The organism is Thermostichus sp. MS-CIW-30 (assembly GCF_054058015.1).
The window spans coordinates 53,311-70,541 of sequence record NZ_JBSRZW010000006.1; the positions used below are offsets into that span (position 1 = coordinate 53,311).

Genomic DNA, 17,231 nt, shown 5'->3' on the forward strand with positions numbered 1-17,231 from the left:
CTTCATGGACTCTACAACGGTTGGCGATACGGTCAGCGTTTTCCACCCCTATCGGTTGACAAACTGGACAGACTGCTTGCCGCCCCAAGCCCCTCAACCAAAAGCTCCTGTTCTGGTGTGAAGGATCCCAGGCTATGCACAAACGCTACGTTAACCATTGCACCCTCTGCCTCACCCTCAAGCCCGATGGCCCTGTTCTCATCAAGGCGGGCAAAGAAGGGGCTGACCCGACGAAGCCGGATATGGAGTTCGTCGAAACCTATCACGGCGGCGGGCGAACGGTCTATTTTCCCGGCAGCTCCCTCAAAGGGGCAATTCGCGCCCATGCGGAGCGCATCGTCCGAACGGTGGGCAGCGACAGACGTCCTGAGGGGGGAGGCTTCAAACTCTGGGCCAGCGATCCCCTCGACCAAAAGGCCAATCAATGGCTGGAAAAAATTGAAGAGCCCCACCAGGTTTACGCCCTTTCTTCCTTTACGGATCAGATGTTCGGCAACACAGCCATCGCCAGCCGGGTCCGCATCGAAGATGCCTATCCCAAGCCGGGAACCCCTCTGCGCCTGGAGGAACGTAATGGGGTGGCCATCGACCGCGTCTTCGGCTCAGTGGCGGTGGGGCCGTTCATCTATCAAGTGTGCGTAGAGGGATCCTTTCAAACCAAGATCCACCTGAAAAACTTTACCCTGGCCCAACTGGGTCTGCTGGGACTGGCGTTGCGGGATCTGGATGAAGGCTGGTTTGGCATCGGCTTTGCCAAGTCCCGCGGCATGGGCACCGTTCGGGTTGAGTACGAGTGGGCGGTGGTGGACTATCCGGGCTGCCTGGTGGATGAGGCAAACAAGCAGATTCGACTGCTGGGATCCCCCCTGACCTGGCCACAGGGATCCCTGTTGGGGGCGGGCGAATTTTTAACCCCCGAAGAGGCAGGCAAATACGGCTTCCCCAAACCCGATTGCCAAGCGGTGCCGGTGGGAGCGGAGCCAATGCCTTTGGGATTTGGGGCGCGGCTGACCTGGGATCAGACGTCTGAGGCCAAGGTGGAACATCTGCTCGCCACCGCCGTAAACAGTTGGGCCAAACTCCTGCAAGCGGAGGCCAAAGCCGTATGAAACCAGCCTACGTCGCCTCCCTCAAGATTCAAGATGGGGCAGAGTCCTCGCTTTCCCAAGTGCTCTCGGCTTGTTTTTCCACTTCTGAAAAAACCTACTCCTTTCTGCGCTGGCCCCATCGAGTCAGCGGCATTCAGGTGGGGATCCCGGCGGATCCCGTCTGTCCAGAGGGGCAAGTTTTCTCCCAACAAGGGGAACTGCGCTGGAAAAGCACCCCCCACGGCTGGGATCTGCTGTATCTGGGGATCCAAGCTCCCCCGGACTCCTTTATCCCTCTGCCGGGAGAGTGGCGGTGGGAGGATCACGCAGCCGACCTGTACGGATCCCAAAATCGAGAAACCCGCTTTCCCAAGCCCCTCAGCCATCCCCAAGATCTCAAGGTGGGCCAGCGCTACTTCCGAGATGAGCGAACTGCCCGCGTTCACTTTATTGCCCTGATTCCGAGGTGACCATGACCCCCCAAGGCCCTCGCCCATTGCCCAACCAGGCCGCATCTGCAAGATCGTCTGCCGGCAACAGCAGTCGAGGTGGAGGCAAACCAACCGTGTTTCCCAGTGGAGGCAAACCAACCGTGTTTCCCAAACCCTACGAGCTGATCCCGTTTCCCACCCAGCGCCCCACGCTGGAGCGGCCCGCCGGCCACGCCCAGTTCCATCCCGATAGGTTGCACGGCACCCTCTTCCTCACCCTAACGGTGCAGACTGCCGTCCACATCTCCACCGGCCACTTGGCCTTGGGCAGCGATGTCGGGGTGAAAGGGATCCCGGTGCTCAAAACCATGACCACCACTCCCAACGGAAGGCTTAAAATCCAGGGCAGCTCCCTCAAGGGGGCCATCCGGGCCATGTACGAGGCGATCACCAACAGCACCCTTGCGGTGATGACGAGCCGGTACAAAAATCAGATCCCCCCGGAGCGGCACCCCTGCCGCAACAAGGAGCAGCTTTGTCCGGCCAGCCGCGTTTTCGGTGCCCTGAACTGGCAGGGATTGGTGGAGTTCAGGGATGCCATTGCCACCAGTGCCGGATCCGGCGGCGGATCCCTGCCCCCCCTGTACCGTCCACGCCCGGATCAGTGCAAAGCTTATTTTCAGAGGGAAAACGGCAGAGTCATCGGGCGCAAGTTCTACTACACCCACAGAAACGCGTTGCAGAACAGTTCAAGGGGAACGCCCACCCAGCAAGCGATACAAAACACAGTTTTCAAAACCCAAATCCACTTCAAAAACCTCACCCCTGCCGAGCTGGGCACCTTGCTCACGATTTTGGGGCAGGATCCCAACCATCCCATGCTGCTGAAGGTGGGGGGCGGTAAGCCCGTGGGCCTGGGATCCCTGCAGGTCACCCTCGACAAGATCGAGCGGCCCGGCAACCTAAAAGATCGCTACAGCCGCTACGATCCCCCAGAAGCCGATACCCTGGAAGGAAAACGCCTCCAAGCCTTTGTGCAAGAGCAAATTCAAGCTGCCCAGGGCTACATCTTGCCCGAACAACTCAAGCGATTGGCCGCCATCCTGAGTCCCACTGCTCTGCGCGAGCCGCCCACCGGAGTGTACTGAGGGTTCCCCCATGCTGTCAGACACTGTCGATCTCAGCCCCCAATCTTGGGATCTCGCCCACGGCATCGCCCTGACCTTGGCCAAGGAAAGGGTGGATGTCAACGAGTTGAGCAAATGCGTCGCCTATCTGCGCTCGGTTGCCCATCACCCTGACGCGGGATCCCGCTTTTTCCGATTCACCGGCGAGCTGGTGCGGGAAAATGGCCTATGCCGTACCCAACAAACCAGAAGGTACCATCAGCTCATTGACGAAACCTGCAAAAGGTACTTGCAACCTCTGCAAGACAGGCCGGCGGAGATGCTGCAGATCCTGGGCTGGGCAGCCCGGCTGGCTCGCTACTACAAGGATGGAGGGATCCCCATTGGCGAGATTTCACCACCTCAGGGATCCCAACCCAACGACAACTCCGGTCACAAGGACTCCGTTCCCCAAGGGGCGGGAAACAAATCCCAGGACGACAGACAACAACAAAACCATCAACACCAACAAGACCAGGCCCAGCATCAGGCCCGCAAAGCCTGCTTCCAGATCGGGCAAAAGCTGAAGGCCACCATCACCAACATCAAGGGCAACGAAGTCACCTTCCAGATTCTGGACACAGACACCAAGCTCACCCAGAAGGAGCCCAAACGGGCGGGATCCCTCTCGGTGGGGCAAGAGGTGCAGGTGGAAGTTCTGGGTCTAAAGGAAGATGGCAGAATCCGCAAGGCCAAGCTGCTCTGGGCGCAAAGCGGAACAGAGCCCTCGAAAAATTCGAGTTAACCGCCTATCATGCAGACCATCATCATGACTGTGGGCACCTCCTTGCTCACCAACCTTGACAAAGACCTGCAGCCGCAGCGCCCCTGGGTGGGACAAAAAACCATTGGGGATCCCCAGCGTGCTCTGGCCTGGATGAAAGAAGCAGACCTGGAATTGATCAGCGCCGAAACCAACACCTACTTGCGGCTGGATCCCACCTCGAATGATGCCTTGATTTTGCTGCACTCAGAAACCCCCGACGGATTGGAGTGTGCCCAGATTTTGAAGCTCTTTTTTGAGCAAGAGCTGGGTCAGCAGCAGGTCTCTTTGGTTCCCCTTCCCGGCATCAACTACGAGCTAGAGGGATCCTCTCTGGAGCGGATGGCCGAGCTGTTGAAACAGTTGGCAGAGAGCGCCAAGGGGATCGTCACCTTTGCCGCTACCGGCGGGTTCAAAGCCCAAGCCATGATCATGGCTGTGGTGGGCAGCCAATTGGGGATCCCAGTTTGCTACATCCATGAGCAATACAAGTCTTTGGTCTACCTGCCCTACCTACAGCCGGAAGTTCAGCCCCGGATCCCTCGGGCAGATCTCCCCGATTCAGGCCGAGATCGCTCCCAGATCATCCAAATCCGAAGCGATGCCAGCCATCACCGACCCCGCAGTTGGGCCAAAGTGGAAAGACTCCTGCGAGACATTCCCTGGGTGGATCTGGTTCGATACGATCCACACGCCTACGCTGCCCCCAAAAACAGCGTCAAAGCCTCAAACCGCAAAACCGAAGATGGCCGCCACATTCTGTGGATCCACCTCCACGAGAGCCAGGACACCCACCTCGCTGTCAGAGTAGAAACCACCGGCTACACCCCCGAGCACCTAGAGCTGGCTGCCACCGAATTGCGGCAACGCTTGGGCCGTCTGCTTTGAGTGTTTCCATGAATCCCGCTTCCCCAAAGGGAAGTGACTTATCAGGTATAGGGTTTTTGCTACGCAAACCTACATAAAATAAGGTATCGCATTCGGAACAACGGTTGATCCGGGTGGCGTGGAAGTTGCTTGCGGCTCAGGATCGGTTCCATTAACAGGAAATTACCGAGTACAGCGTATTCGCTTCGACCATCATCCGTTTCAACTACCCCTGCCAAAAGTGCCAGATCAGATCTAGATCATCACGCCTGCAGTTATTAAGCTTGTCTGAGACACATATTACGAACAACGCGAAAAAAGGAAGTAATATGGTAGAACATGAAAGCCTGAATACACCAACCAAACTTCTCCTAGTTGGAGTGGAGATCCTTTTTGTCTGTGCCCTGTTTCTCATGCGTCTTGGAGTCGCCGGTTGGCTTCTAATGATGTTTGGAGCGCTGCTTATTTTGCTGCTTACTTTATGGGCATTTGTGCATATAGCTTTGATGATCACATTCATTAGCGTTTTTGAATCAAGAAAGAGCGATATTGCGCTCTACCTCGCGACTCATTTTTTCTATCTTTGGGCCTGGTTATTTCAATTCGATGGCGATGATACCAGTGTAAAGTGGACTATTCGTCTCCTCCCATGCACGAACTTTCTGGAGCCTCTCCTCCGGAAATGGGGCGGAGTTCTATTTTTAACCACGAGTATCGCTACATTTGTTTGCTATTTGATAATCTTCATTTTAATAGTTATTCGCTTGGCTCGATTAATTTTCCATTGAGTTTTCATTAATTCCACTGCCCCGAAAGGAAGCGACTTCCGCCGATTATAACCCTTGCCCAGAGCGGGATCCAGGGGCCTAGATCGACAGGGTCTCGTTTAAGGACTCCGTCCCGCTGGCGCGAACGGCTGCAATTTCCCCTTATTTTTCTCCGCCGAGGGGCCTGAAACCCTTGCCCAGAGCGGGATCGACCGGGTCAACGGAAGAATCAGGGTTTGAGGCTTGTCGCCGACCCTGTCGCTAACCATGTTGGTGTAGAAATTAACATGGATCCCTGTGTGGAGGTTGCTGGGGAGCTGCTCCTGAGACGCTGAAGCAGAGGGCCAATGGGGCGAAAAAAGGACTCCGTCCCGCTGGCGCGATGAGAGGCTAGGGAGCAACGACATAGCGATCTTGGGAGAGGCGCTCGTTACCCCGATACACGCTCACCTGCAAATGCTGGGGATCCAGCCGGTGCCCCTCTACACGGATGGGTGGGATCCTCAGGGCGTGGCGGGATCCCCGTCCCAGCACGGACACAATCAGGTTTTGGCCGCGGATCTGAACTCGTAGGCGCACCGGCCAGGGGAAAGGGTTGCGCAGCTTGAGGTCGGCCAAGCCGTACCAAACGGTGGCATCTAAGCCAGGGGGCACCGACTCTACCTGCCGGTAATGGGGGTGCCTCTCCACCACCTCCAGCCCTGCCAACAGAGCGGCATTGTAAAGGCTAGAGGACACCTGACAGATTCCTCCCCCAACCGAATCCAGGGTTTCGGCCACCATAAACACCGGCGCGGGCACATAGCCTCGTTCCAGGCTGCGCGGCCCCACCACTTGGTTGAAGGAAAAAATCACTTCTGCCTGTTCCTGTGAGCGTGTCGCAGGCATGATGTAAACTCCATCCAGGCTTTGGACGGCTCGGCGAATGTTGTGGAGCTGAGAAGGGGTACGCTCCCGCAAAGAAGTAACGTATTGGCTTAGGGTTGTTGGCGTGGGATCCGTCCACCACAAGGCCAGAAGGGCCAGTAGCGCCCCCACCAGCACAGCCAACCTCCGCAGGTCAACCCTTCCTCTCACCTCACACCTTGCCCGTCAGAAGGGGTTTCAAGGACTCCGTCCCGCTGGCGCGAGCGGGCAGTTGGCGGGAACCGGTCGCGACCAGCAGCTCTTGGGCGCGGGTACCTGCCGGCAACGTGCGGGATGGGCGTAGGGCCACCAGAGCAGAGCCTTGAGCATCCACCTGAAAGTCACCACAGTGGAGGAACTCGCCATTATCCAGCTTGAGCCAGAGGGAGTAGCGCTCCCCCGCCACCGGTTGGGGCAGATCCCGTGCGGCCAAGATAACCTCCTGCCAGTCTCCTGGGCGAAACAGCACATTGGCCGTCCCCACCTCCCCCTGCAAATGCACCAGACGGGATCCCGGCTGTTGCAGGAGATGAGACAATGCTCGCACCGGCTCTAACTGGGCTAGTTGCAGTGCTTGCCGCAGTCGCCAGTTGTCTAAGCTGAGCAGAACCAAAATTGCCGCCACCAAGCCTCCCAACCAGCGCCACCCCACCCCAAAAGCAGGCAGTGGAGAGTGAAGGGGGACTGCCATCTCCTGCTCGCGTAAGCCGATAGCCCCCACCTCTGCCATCACCTGGTCGCGCAAGCTGGCAGGCGGGAGTACTCCTGGCAATCCGTAGGGCAACAATTCCAAGGTTTCTTGCAAGGCTTGCAGTTCGGCCACCAGCCGAGGGTCTTGAGTTAGGCGTGCCTCTAGAGCACTCGCCTGCTCGGGAGACAAGTCCCCCAGCAGATAGCCGGCCAGTTCTTCCCGTTCCTCTGTTAAAGGGGGCGAGGTGGATAAGGACTCCGTCCCGCCGACGCGAAAGGACTCCGTCCCGCTGACGCGATAGGACTCCGTCCCGCTGACGCGATCAGACATGGCCATCCCGACACCAGAACTCAACTCCAAACCTAGGACTCCGTCCCGCTAACGCGAGCAGAAACCCAGAAGGGCGCGCAGGGATCCCCGCAATTTGCAGAGAGCTTGGCGAGAGCGGGTCTTAACCGTCCCCAACGGGATCCCCAATTGGCGAGCAATGTCCGCCTGGCTTAACCCTTGGTAATAGAGCAACTCCAGGATCTGCCGTTGGTTTTCGGGCAATTGGCTGAGGGCCGCTTGCACCGCTTGCCGCCGCTCCTCGATGGAAACCTGCTCAAAAGGGAACCGAGTCTTGCTAAAGGACTCCGTCCCGCTGACGCGATCGGCGCTGGGAATGGTCTGCCAGCGTTTCAAAAGAAGTTGGTGGCTGCCCTGAGAACGCAGACGGTCAATGGCCCGCGAGCGGGTCAGGATGCACAAAAAACTGCTCAGGGATCCCCGCCGCTCGCGCGACTCGGACGGAGTCCTTGGATCACAGCCAACCTTGCGCCACAGCTCGACAAACACCTCCTGAGTCAGGTCTTCTGCCTCGGCCACGTGGCCCAGGATCTTGAAGGCCAGCCCATAGACCAAGCCGGCATAGCGATCGTAGAGCGCAGCCAGAGCAGCAGGTTGCCCCGCCTTGAGCGCTTCCATCAGCTCCCAATCGGCGCGGGATGACCAATCTCTCACCCGCTCACGCCAGCGGGACGGAGTCCCTGGTTGCTCACCCATGCTACACCCAGTTTCGCCCCACACAACTAGAGGATAAACCTGCCCGATCGCGCCAGCGGGACGGAGTCCTTAAGTCTACCCCCTCAGCCACGACGGGCCGCCCATTCCAGGCTGAGCAAGGCTGTGTTCACCAGCAAGGCCAGGGATCCCACCGCCAGGGATCCGGCCCAGATCTTGTCGTAGCGACCGGCCTGGGCAATGCCATCGAACAGCAGGGTTCCCAGTCCCCCTGCCCCAAACTTGGCGCCCACGGTGGCAATGGCAATGGCCACAATTGCCGCCAGCCGCAGCCCTGCCAAAACAATGGGCAGCATGAGCGGCACCTGCACCTGCCACCACCGTTGCCAGAGGTTCATCCCCATGCCCTTGGCAGCTTCCAGGATGGCAGGCTCGACCGAGCGCAGGCCCACGCAAAAATGGCGCACCAAGATCACCTGCGTGTAGATCACCATCGCCACCACCACCGAGCGGGCATTGAGGCCAAGCCAGGGCACCAACAAAATGATCAAAGCCAGGCTGGGCACTGTGTACAGGATGCTGAGGATCCCCATGACCGGCAGGGCCAACCAGCGCACGTGGTGAACCAGCAGAGCCAGCGGCACCGCCAGCACCACCGCCATGCCCAAGGTCATCCCCACCATTGCCAGATGCTCTTGGGTGAGCTGCCACATCAGGCCGGGGTGGTTGAGGAGATAGCTCACGCGGATCCCCCCTCCAGCATGGCCAAGCTGCGAATGTGATCCAAGGTCAAAACGCCGATGGCCCGCCCGTCCTCCCACACCGTCAGGGCTGCCGCCCCTGTGCGCAACAGCAGGGACAAGGCTTGCCGCAAAGTGGCCTGGGGCCTCACCATCGCTCCCTCTTGGATTTTGTGGTTGTGCGGGATCCCGGCCATCGCCGTTTCCACCCGCAGCACACTCAACTGCCGTACCATGTCATCTGCCCCCAGCAGTTCCCTGACAAAGGGAGTAGCCGGCTGGGTGAGCAGCCGAAAGGGAGTGTCGAACTGCACCACCCGCCCCTTCTGCATCACCAAAATGCGATCCGCCAGGCGCAGCGCCTCTTCCACATCGTGGGAGACGAACAGGATGGTTTTTTTCAATTGCCGTTGCAGGCGCAGGATCTCCTCTTGCAGCTTGCTGCGGGTAATGGCGTCGATGGCCCCAAAGGGCTCGTCCATCAGCAGCAGCCCTGGATCCCCGGCCAGCGCCCGAGCCAGACCGACCCGCTGTTGTTGTCCACCCGACAGTTGGGCAGGGTAGCGGTTTCTGTACTCATGGGGGGGCAAATTAACCAAGCTGAGCAGCTCGTCCACCCGCTCGCGGATGCGCTCCTTCGGCCACCCCAAAAGTCGCGGCACTACCGCCACATTCTGGGCCACCGTCATGTGGGGAAACAGCCCCGATTGCTGGATAACATAGCCGATCCGCTGCCGCAGAGCCGTGATGGGAAACTGGCGGATATCCCGCCCGTCCAAGCGAATCTGCCCTTGGGTGGGATCCAGCAAGCGATTCACCATTTTCAGAAGGGTGGTTTTGCCGCAGCCAGAAGGCCCCAGGATGACCACCAACTGGCCCGATTCTATGGAAAAACTGCACTCCTCCACAGCCGGCTGGGAACTGTGGGGAAAGCGCAGCGATACCCGCTCGAACTCGACGGTGCTCACCTCAGGGTCTCGTGCAACAGGCAAGGTTATTTCTTGAGAATGCCGGCTTCCACCAAGAAAGTTCTGGCCACCTCCGCCGGCTCCTTGCGGTTGCCGCTCACCTCGTAGTTCAACCGCTGCATCACCTCGTCCGTCAGCAGGGGGGAAAGGGCATTTAAGGCAGCGGCAATGCCGGGGTTGGCCTCTAGGGTGTCCTTGCGCACCACCGGCGCCACCTGGTAGGGGGGGAAAAGCTGCTTGTCATCCTCCAGCAGCACCAGGTCAAAGGCGGCAATTTCTCCATCGGTGCCGAAGGCCACTGCCACATCCGCTTCCCCATTGACCAAGCCCTGGTAGCGGAGGCCGGGATCCACTGCTTTGTAGGCCTTGAGCCGGAAATTACCGTAGACGGCTTGGATCCCAGGTAGGCCATCCTCGCGGGCTTGAAACTCCGGCGGCCCGATCATCACCAGCTCGCCCGCTTTGGCCACCATGTCCGAGATGGTGGCAATGCCCAGCTCAGCCGCTCTGGCGCGGGTCATGGCCAGGGCCTGGGTGTTGTTCAGGGGGGCGGGATCCAGCCAAATCAGTTGGAACTGGCTCTCGTACTCGCGGGCCACCGTCGCGTACACCTCTGCCGGGTCGCCGCTGCTGGGCAACTTGAGCACTGTCAGCAGGCCAGTGCCGGTGTACTCGGGGTAGAGATCGATCTCGCCGCTCAACAAGCCCGCATGGGCTACCGGTGTTCCGCCCAGGTTGAGCTTGCGCTCCACCGTGAACCCTGCCGCCTCCAGGGCTAAGGCGTACATTTCCCCCAAAATAAACTGCTCGGTAAAGTCCTTGGAGCCGACGGTAATGGGCTTGGCGAGGCCCCCTAAGGACTCCGTCCCGCTGGCGCGATGGGGAGTGAGAACAAGAGCTGCCAGCCCCGACAGGGCCAGCAAAGCCAAGCGACGAGTGGTTTTCAGCATAGGCAAGGGGAGAAGGGATCCCAGGCTAATGACAAGAGGCCCTGCCGAGAGCGTTCCGGCCTGGGCCAGGAAGTTTCGACTGTTAAGTCACCATTAAACCATTATTTTCCCTGAGCCGTAACTGCAAGAACCAACCGTAGAGCATGCCTCTAACCCCCAAAACCCTGAACTTTGCTGAATTTACTGAGCTTTAGGCGGTTTGGCAAAAGTCATTGAGAGGGATATAGTAGACCAAGTTTCCCCCTGATCCTTGAGTCCACCGCAACGGTTGCCGGGAAGTGAAGGGGGAAAGCGCTCGGGGGGTATTCCTCAGGGCTTTGCGGGATACCGCCTTCCTGCTCAGAGATAGGCAGGATGCGATCGCTTCTTTCCTGAACCATGTTCAGGAGAGTTCAGCGTGAATGTATCAGATCGCCAGTACGGTCACTGCAAGTTGGTTTGAAATAGCCCAAGTGTAAGGACTCCGTCCCGCTGGCGCGATCAGCCTCCGCTGGGGGCCGGGAAAGAGCCTGTTACCGCGCGGATCTTCTGTCGCCGCCCGGCTCGCTCGATCTCCAGATCCAGGGTGCTGCCTACCTCAGTGCGCTCCACCTCCTGTTGCACCTGATCGGCTGTGGTTACGGCACGACCATTGATGGAGAGAATGACATCCCCAGACCGCAGCCCTGCCCGTTCCGCTGGGGATCCCTGGATGACTTCGCCGATCAGCACGCCCTGATCCACCGTTATCAAAATGCGACTATTGGGATCCTGGTTGAGGCGCTCCTTCAGCTCTGGAGTCAGCGTGAGCATGCGGATGCCCAGGTAGGGGTGATCCACCTTGCCGCGAGTGATCAACTGATTGGCCACCCGCTGGGCCGTCTCAATGGGGATGGCGAAGCCCAACCCTTGCGCTCCCTGGATGATGGCGGTGTTCACCCCTATCACCTCCCCTTGAGCGTTGAGCAGCGGGCCGCCGGAGTTGCCGGGGTTAATGGCCGCATCCGTTTGGATAAAAGATACCCGCTTGTCAGGCACCCGAATCTCCCCGCTGGAACGGCCCAAAGCGCTGATGATCCCAGCCGTAACGGTGTTATCCAAACCCAGGGGGTTGCCGATGGCAATGGCCCACTGGCCCGGCTCCAGGGTTTCCGAGCGCCCCAGCTTCACGGTCGGCAGGTTCTGGGCGTTGATCTTCACCACGGCGATGTCCGTAACCGGATCCGAACCGATTACCTGCCCATCAAAGCTGCGGGTATCCTTGAGCGTCACCGTTACCTTGTCGGATCCCTCGACCACATGGGCATTGGTGATGATCTGGCCGTCTGGGCTGATGATGAACCCAGAGCCGGTTCCCTGCTGTCGCCGCTGCCGAGGGATGGAAGGGATCGCTTGGCCAAAGAAATCCCGGAAAAAGGGATCGCTGAAAAACTCCTCCGGAAAAGGGGCAGGGGCGCGCACCGTCCGCTCAGCATCGATGCGAACCACCGCCGGCCCCACCTTTTGCGCCACATCGGCGATGAAATTCAGGTTCAGTTGGGGCGGGGTTGCCGTCGTCTGGGCAGATACCCCCTTGCCCCCCATCAGAGCTGCTCCCAGCCCAATGCCCAGCAGCACCAGCAGCACTGACGAGAGAAGAGACTTCCAAGTGGAGATGGCAAAAGGCTGGAAAGAGGATTGAGCAGGTTGGGCGGAAGCTTCTGACCCGGGAGAGGGCTGGCCCGGCATGGATGTGCTGCGCTTCATAGCTACAAGAAGAGGGTTGGGATGCTGCAAGACTTCGGCCCCACGCAGGGGGAGAAACCTAGGGCCTAATCTAACATGGACAGCAGGGATCCCAGAGTGGGCAACCCTAGCGTTTTTCCGTACTTCTATCTGGAGCGAAGAGCAGCGGAATCTGCTCACCTGAGGTAGCCCATTTCCATTCAGTTGGCTTTGATCAAGATAGGTAAAAGATAGGTAAGGCCCGAAAGGCTCCCGGTTTTGTCCGGTTTGCAGCTAGCGTAGGAATGATGAATGGGGGTAAGACCATGACCAACCCAGCCAGCCGCCTGTTGGCTCCTCTGCTTGGCGGATTGCTCTCAGCGCAGATGGCCGCCCCAGTTTTGGCCCAAATGGGGCCCTTGCCACCACCGCCTGCCGGTGAGGGATGGCGTCCTGTGAATCCTCGCCCCCTTCCCCCTGGCCCTCAACCCCTGCAACCTGGCCAGCCCTTTCAACTGCAAACCACGTTGCTATTGCGCTCTGGGGATCTGATCCAGGCGGTGCATCGCTCCCCAGAAACCCTCTTGATTGCCCCTGGGGAAACCCGCGCCGTCAGCCTTAGCTTGGATACCCCTCTGCGGGACATCTACGGCAACATGGTCGTCCCGGCGGGGGCTGTTTTGGAAGGCCAATTTCAGCCGGTGAGCGGCGGCACCCAGTTTGTCTCGCGGGCCCTGATTTTCAACGGCCAATCCTACCCCCTCTATGCCCAGAGCCAGGTTATCCCGCTGCGCAAGGATCCCCGCCACACTTCCGGGGAAGCGATTGTGCAAGATGCCTTGATTGGGGCAGCTGCGGGGGCCATCTTGGGAGGCTTGTTCGGCGACCGCGTGATCTCGACGGAGAAAGTGCTGGGTGGAGCGGCGGCAGGGGCTGTCATCGGCAATGTAACGGCGCCGGAAGTGGCGGTGATCGACGCCAATGCCAACTTGACTCTGACGGTCACCCAAGATTTTCAGCCCTACCTGCCCTAGCGAGCCCCTGAAAACAGCTCTGGCCCTAGGGACTGGCCGTGAGCCGATCCAAAATCTCCTCGTGGGAGAGGCCCTTGCGCACCCACTCCTCGCAGTGGTGCAGCCGCTGGGCCGTACCGATGAGGAAGCGGTTGAGGTCGGCCCCTAGGGATTCGCAGGTGGTCTGTACGCAGATGAGATCCCGCCCCGAAAGCAAGGAGAAGAGGCTGGCCAGCATTCCCGCCTCCAAATATCCGGCAGGCTCTCGCCGTGCAGAAGGTTCCTCCGGGTTGAAGCTGGCGCGAGCGGCAAGGGCAAACCCGGAATTGCGGATCCCGGCCTGAACCAAGCCGTGGTCGGCGGCGGAAAAATCCAGCTCCAGGCGTCCCCAACCGTGGGTGGCCCAGAGGTCGCTGAGGGCATCCAGGAAGATCCCCATCGGCAATTCCTGCAGCGGCTGCTGGTAGTAGCCGGAAAGCTCGTCTTCAACACGGCGGAAAAACGCCTCTCCCCAATCGCGGCCACAGTTGTAGAGAATGACGCGGGTGGCTTGGCCGGTTTCGTAGCGCAGGCCGGAGTAGAGAGCTTCCAGCAGGGGCATGGGAAAGGCCGCCAAGCGGTATCCTCCGCGGCTGTACAGCAGTCCGGTGTGGATGTCAGGGCGGATGTAGTGGGCGGGGCTGAAGCAGTGTCCGGGCAAGATCTGGTCTTGCAGAATCTCTTGCAGGGAGATCATGGCTATTCTCGCAGTCAGGTGGACAAGAGGGCGGGGATGGATAGATTGGGGAGCGGCTGGAATTTTTGGCGTGAGGGAATGAATGATTAAGGAGTGAGCTGTATAAGCTGTATACAGTAAATCGGGAGAAGGAGGTCGCTATCGGAGGGCGCAGGGAACTTTGGTGAATAGATTGAGGGCGAATGGACCTAGTTAACCAGCATGGATTTGGCCAAAAGCAGATAAGGACGGATCATCTCGCTCTCTTCTGCCCCAAAGATGTGGGTCAGGGAGTCGAGCATTAACTTGTAGGCAGGCTGGCATTGGTCGCGCATCTTGAACGATTTCAGGATCGTCTCCAGCCAGTAGAGCAATTTATCCCTCAGGTAGTCTTCGTCGTTGAGCAGCATGGCCATGCAGCAGTAGCGCCACACCATGCTCAGATCCCGGCGGCAGCGCTCCCAGGCCAGGTGACCATGCTGGCGGATTAAATTCGGCATCATCGGCTGAAACTTCTCCATCACCCGATCCAGCAGCTCTTGTTCTTTGGCCTGCAGAACCTGGTAAAGGCGGACCCGCTTCGGGATCCCTTCCACGTAGGCGTGTAGAGTTTTCAACTCGTCCGGGCGCAGATAGCGGCCTTCGCTTTGTTGCATCAGCTCGGCAACCCTTGAATTCATAGATAGAGCCTCCTTCAGTGGGCTTCACACAAACATTTCCGCCAAGGTGAGAGCCCTCTCCGGCGGAACTGTGGGCAGGTCAACCTCGGCCTCAGACCTAGAAGAAGAGGGGGAAGGGAACTGGGCCTGAGAAGTGGCGCAGACAGCTTGTAGCTCTTGCCAGTAGGGGGCAAGCAAACCCTGCTGATCCGCTGGCAGGGATCCCTGAACCACTGCCCGTAGCTGAGCGAGCGCTTGCGGCAACCCTAGGTACTGTTCCATCGCACCAAGAGTTACCTGCTGCACAGGGGTGGGATCCCCCAGCAACAGACTCAGGCCCAGGGAGCGCAAACAAAAGGCCAATTGACGAGCCAAGAGGCGCTGAGCCGGGGTTAGAGAAGGTTCTGCCCCCTCTCTGGCGGGATTGCTGCTGGGCAACGCTGTCGCGACGGGGGTTGGCCCCTGCTGTTGCAAAACCTTTTGGATCCAGGTCAGCTCTTGCTGTTGTAAGACTTGGTAGAGCTCCAGCCGTTCTTCAAAAGAGAGCGAGTAACGAATCAGGTCTTGCAGATCGTCGGGTGTTAGGTAACCCCCTTCTCGATCGGCAATGCGCTCCGGCCAAGAGTGAAGGTCATCCATGGGTGAAGTCTCCTTAAAAACAGAGGGCAAAACAAAACCGAGATCCCTGAACAAACCAGAGCTAGAGCAAAGCTCCGCCAAACAAGGCGGCAAAATCCTCAAGGGTAAAGGGATCCTCCGCTGGCAATTCCGGCACCGGCTCCACCCATGGGCGGATGCCCGACCAATTGAAGCCGGCAAAAAACTGGCCCACCGACTGGGCAAAGAGCATGGGGGACTGCGGCGGCGGCTCTTGAGCAAAGGGAGCCTTGGCCGGGGGTCGGTTATCCCAGTTCAACCCCTGCAAGAAGAGCATCAGGGGCTGGGTTAGATCTCGAGCAGGATCTAGGGTGAGCATGTCAGCTTCTCCAAAGCGCTGAGGAACGACAGAACCACAAGCAAGCCTTACATTTGCTGTAAACGCTGCTCGATCTCGCGGGCGCTGGCCCCTTCGGTGATCCAAAAATTGGCGGCATCAATGCGTTCTTGCCCGCCCAACAGGAACTTGCAGTAGGTTTCCCCCATGGCGTAGCACTGGATCTCGATGCAGGCCAGCTCGCGGGAAGTCATAGCGGTGAAAAACCCGGCAAATAGCCCGGCATAGAGATGGCAAACCGGCTTGCCCACATCCCCTAGGGTGCGAGCCACCATCGAGTCAAACAAGTTGATAAACAGGAAGCCTTTTTGTTTGGATTCGGTTTCCACCTCCCACTTGCCCCAGCCCTGAGCCGTAAAAGGCCACCACCAAGTCTCCAGCAAAAACAAAAGGTTGGACTGTTTTACGCCAATCCCATACTCCCGCTCGTACCACTCGGAGAAGTGCTTGGCATCGCGGATGCCCCAATCTCTGCCAATGGTGTACATCACCGCCGCCGAAGCATCTCCCACTTCCCGTTCCAGGCCTGTTTGCAAGCCCACAATAAAGTCTTCGCTCAACAGCAGATTTTGGGTGTTGTTCCAATCGATAATCGTGCCCTGATCTCGGTTGAAGCGAAAGAAATCGCGGTAACTGTAGTGGGCATGCTTGTCGCGGCCCACAGGCAGGGTGACTGCAGGACGGGGATCCGGTCGAGATGTGGTGGCCATGGCGCTCTCCTGATAAAAAATGGATAATTCTAGATTGCAAAGCAACAGGATTTGGTGGGATTTGTAGGGATCAACTGGGCCAGACAATGCCAATGAGTCAACAAAATGAATGGCTAAGCATTCGATAAACTTGGTCAGCTATCTGAGGGATCCAACATTGTTCAATCCTTGGTTGATTGTCTATAAGTTGTCTATAAGACAATGCCCGCTGAGCCCAAGGGATCCCTGAATATCGACAATCCATCAAACTTCCCGAGTTTGGGCCAGCGTATTGCCAATGATGCGGAAGTCCTCATTTTCTAGCTGCTTAACAGTAGAGCGAGTGATGATCTTGCCCTGCTCCACCAAAACCTTCCCCGTCCGTGGGTGCAGCAGGTCTTGTTCGGCCCGCCGACCGATGAGCACTTCGATATCCCTCAGCGAGTTCACGTACATCCCCGGCGGCAGCTCCACCACCACGCCATCGGAAACCACCCGCGCCTGACAGGCCAGCCGGGAATTGCTGCGGGCGCTGGTAATGGTCTCCAGAGTCTTGGCCTCGCGGGGGGTGATGGGAGTGAGGCTTTCCATTCCCTCTTTGACGTAAACATGACAGGTGGCGCAGAGGCCGCGACCGTTACATTCCCGCGAAACCTGCAGCTCCTCCGACAAAATGGCCGACAGCAGATTGCTGTAGGTATCGACCTCTGAGACGCGAGATAAAGGCTCTAGCCGGATTTGTTTAACCATAGACGGGATCCACATTAAGGGCAGACAAAAAACCCCGGCGGGCAGGATCTACTGCATAAGCAACGCAAACCAATCACAAAAATTGATTGATCCCTTCCCCTGCAGCCCCCTTGCAGGTCTACAGCAACACCTGAGTCCCCAGTCAATCAAACCAGAGCACTTCACCAGAGCACTTCAAATGATGAGCCCTGCACCTGTGACCCTGGGAGAGGCTGCATTCTTTACTTAACTTATATTCTGGATCTGGAGCAGGTTATTCTGGATGGAAGTGTCATAATACTTAACTACGAATAAACACGGAATTTTTTTATCGGCTAGAAAGTTACAAAGTGAAATCACGTAAATTGGAGAAAATGACAATCCTTTCGTAAATATTTATCGCAGATCTC

19 protein-coding genes are annotated in these 17,231 nt (G+C 58.3%); 6 read left to right on the forward strand and 13 right to left on the reverse strand.

Going from position 1 to position 17,231, the window contains the following annotated elements; translation table 11 throughout:
* Window positions 1-134: 134 nt before the first annotated feature.
* The 5 genes from ACVWXW_RS04025 to ACVWXW_RS04045 all read left to right on the forward strand — a co-directional run bounded on the left by ACVWXW_RS04025 (window position 135) and on the right by ACVWXW_RS04045 (window position 4,336).
* Window positions 135-1,109: an RAMP superfamily CRISPR-associated protein gene (locus ACVWXW_RS04025; protein ID WP_457402905.1), complete on the forward strand. Its 975-nt coding sequence runs from the start codon at window positions 135-137 to the stop codon at window positions 1,107-1,109.
* The gene (locus ACVWXW_RS04030; protein ID WP_011432237.1) at window positions 1,106-1,558 is read left to right on the forward strand and encodes a hypothetical protein; all 453 of its coding nucleotides are present in this window, start codon (window positions 1,106-1,108) and stop codon (window positions 1,556-1,558) included. The genes ACVWXW_RS04025 and ACVWXW_RS04030 overlap by 4 nt, the downstream gene beginning before the upstream one ends.
* A gap of 122 nt (window positions 1,559-1,680) precedes the next feature.
* Window positions 1,681-2,667, forward strand: a complete 987-nt coding sequence (locus tag ACVWXW_RS04035; protein ID WP_457402907.1) for an RAMP superfamily CRISPR-associated protein — start codon at window positions 1,681-1,683, stop codon at window positions 2,665-2,667.
* A 10-nt stretch (window positions 2,668-2,677) separates the two neighbouring features.
* The gene (locus ACVWXW_RS04040; RefSeq protein ID WP_457402909.1) at window positions 2,678-3,430 is read left to right on the forward strand and encodes a hypothetical protein; all 753 of its coding nucleotides are present in this window, start codon (window positions 2,678-2,680) and stop codon (window positions 3,428-3,430) included.
* Window positions 3,431-3,439: 9 nt separating this feature from the next.
* On the forward strand, window positions 3,440-4,336 hold the full coding sequence (locus ACVWXW_RS04045) for a putative CRISPR-associated protein (RefSeq protein ID WP_457402911.1): 897 nt from the start codon (window positions 3,440-3,442) through the stop codon (window positions 4,334-4,336).
* Between the two features lie 1,136 nt (window positions 4,337-5,472).
* Here ACVWXW_RS04045 and ACVWXW_RS04050 read toward each other — a convergent pair.
* The 7 genes from ACVWXW_RS04050 to ACVWXW_RS04080 all read right to left on the reverse strand — a co-directional run bounded on the left by ACVWXW_RS04050 (window position 5,473) and on the right by ACVWXW_RS04080 (window position 12,064).
* Window positions 5,473-6,159 carry a VanW family protein gene (locus ACVWXW_RS04050; RefSeq protein WP_457402913.1) on the reverse strand — a complete coding sequence of 229 codons (687 nt, stop codon included), beginning with the start codon at window positions 6,157-6,159 and terminating at the stop codon, window positions 5,473-5,475.
* A 1-nt stretch (window position 6,160) separates the two neighbouring features.
* Window positions 6,161-7,015, reverse strand: coding sequence for an anti-sigma factor domain-containing protein (locus ACVWXW_RS04055; protein ID WP_457402914.1), 855 nt, complete (start codon window positions 7,013-7,015; stop codon window positions 6,161-6,163).
* A gap of 42 nt (window positions 7,016-7,057) precedes the next feature.
* Window positions 7,058-7,723, reverse strand: coding sequence for a sigma-70 family RNA polymerase sigma factor (locus ACVWXW_RS04060; RefSeq protein WP_414418643.1), 666 nt, complete (start codon window positions 7,721-7,723; stop codon window positions 7,058-7,060).
* Window positions 7,724-7,806: 83 nt separating this feature from the next.
* Complete coding sequence (locus tag ACVWXW_RS04065; RefSeq protein WP_414344038.1) at window positions 7,807-8,424, reverse strand: ABC transporter permease; 618 nt, start codon at window positions 8,422-8,424, stop codon at window positions 7,807-7,809.
* A complete protein-coding gene (locus tag ACVWXW_RS04070; protein ID WP_457402978.1) occupies window positions 8,421-9,389 on the reverse strand; it encodes an ABC transporter ATP-binding protein in 969 nt (322 codons plus the stop codon). Before ACVWXW_RS04070 ends, ACVWXW_RS04065 begins: the two co-directional genes overlap by 4 nt.
* 26 nt (window positions 9,390-9,415) lie before the next feature.
* Complete coding sequence (locus ACVWXW_RS04075) at window positions 9,416-10,339, reverse strand: glycine betaine ABC transporter substrate-binding protein (protein ID WP_011432229.1); 924 nt, start codon at window positions 10,337-10,339, stop codon at window positions 9,416-9,418.
* Window positions 10,340-10,819: 480 nt separating this feature from the next.
* Window positions 10,820-12,064 (reverse strand): HhoA/HhoB/HtrA family serine endopeptidase, encoded by a 1,245-nt coding sequence (locus ACVWXW_RS04080; RefSeq protein WP_457402916.1) that lies wholly within the window; start codon window positions 12,062-12,064, stop codon window positions 10,820-10,822.
* A 284-nt stretch (window positions 12,065-12,348) separates the two neighbouring features.
* On the opposite strand from ACVWXW_RS04080, the gene ACVWXW_RS04085 reads away from it, so the two are divergent.
* A complete protein-coding gene (locus tag ACVWXW_RS04085; protein WP_011432227.1) occupies window positions 12,349-13,056 on the forward strand; it encodes a hypothetical protein in 708 nt (235 codons plus the stop codon).
* A 25-nt stretch (window positions 13,057-13,081) separates the two neighbouring features.
* On the opposite strand, the gene ACVWXW_RS04090 is transcribed toward ACVWXW_RS04085, so the two are convergent.
* The 6 genes from ACVWXW_RS04090 to ACVWXW_RS04115 all read right to left on the reverse strand — a co-directional run bounded on the left by ACVWXW_RS04090 (window position 13,082) and on the right by ACVWXW_RS04115 (window position 16,842).
* The gene (locus ACVWXW_RS04090) at window positions 13,082-13,771 is read right to left on the reverse strand and encodes a V4R domain-containing protein (RefSeq protein WP_457402918.1); all 690 of its coding nucleotides are present in this window, start codon (window positions 13,769-13,771) and stop codon (window positions 13,082-13,084) included.
* Window positions 13,772-13,959: 188 nt separating this feature from the next.
* A complete protein-coding gene (locus tag ACVWXW_RS04095; RefSeq protein WP_457402919.1) occupies window positions 13,960-14,430 on the reverse strand; it encodes a phycobilisome protein in 471 nt (156 codons plus the stop codon).
* A gap of 24 nt (window positions 14,431-14,454) precedes the next feature.
* Window positions 14,455-15,048 carry a globin family protein gene (locus tag ACVWXW_RS04100; RefSeq protein ID WP_414406981.1) on the reverse strand — a complete coding sequence of 198 codons (594 nt, stop codon included), beginning with the start codon at window positions 15,046-15,048 and terminating at the stop codon, window positions 14,455-14,457.
* A 61-nt stretch (window positions 15,049-15,109) separates the two neighbouring features.
* Window positions 15,110-15,385, reverse strand: a complete 276-nt coding sequence (locus ACVWXW_RS04105) for a hypothetical protein (RefSeq protein WP_414406980.1) — start codon at window positions 15,383-15,385, stop codon at window positions 15,110-15,112.
* 47 nt (window positions 15,386-15,432) lie between these two features.
* A complete protein-coding gene (locus tag ACVWXW_RS04110; protein ID WP_414344053.1) occupies window positions 15,433-16,113 on the reverse strand; it encodes a V4R domain-containing protein in 681 nt (226 codons plus the stop codon).
* Window positions 16,114-16,356: 243 nt separating this feature from the next.
* Complete coding sequence (locus tag ACVWXW_RS04115) at window positions 16,357-16,842, reverse strand: 2Fe-2S iron-sulfur cluster-binding protein (protein ID WP_414331883.1); 486 nt, start codon at window positions 16,840-16,842, stop codon at window positions 16,357-16,359.
* Between the last annotated feature and the right edge of the window lie 389 nt (window positions 16,843-17,231).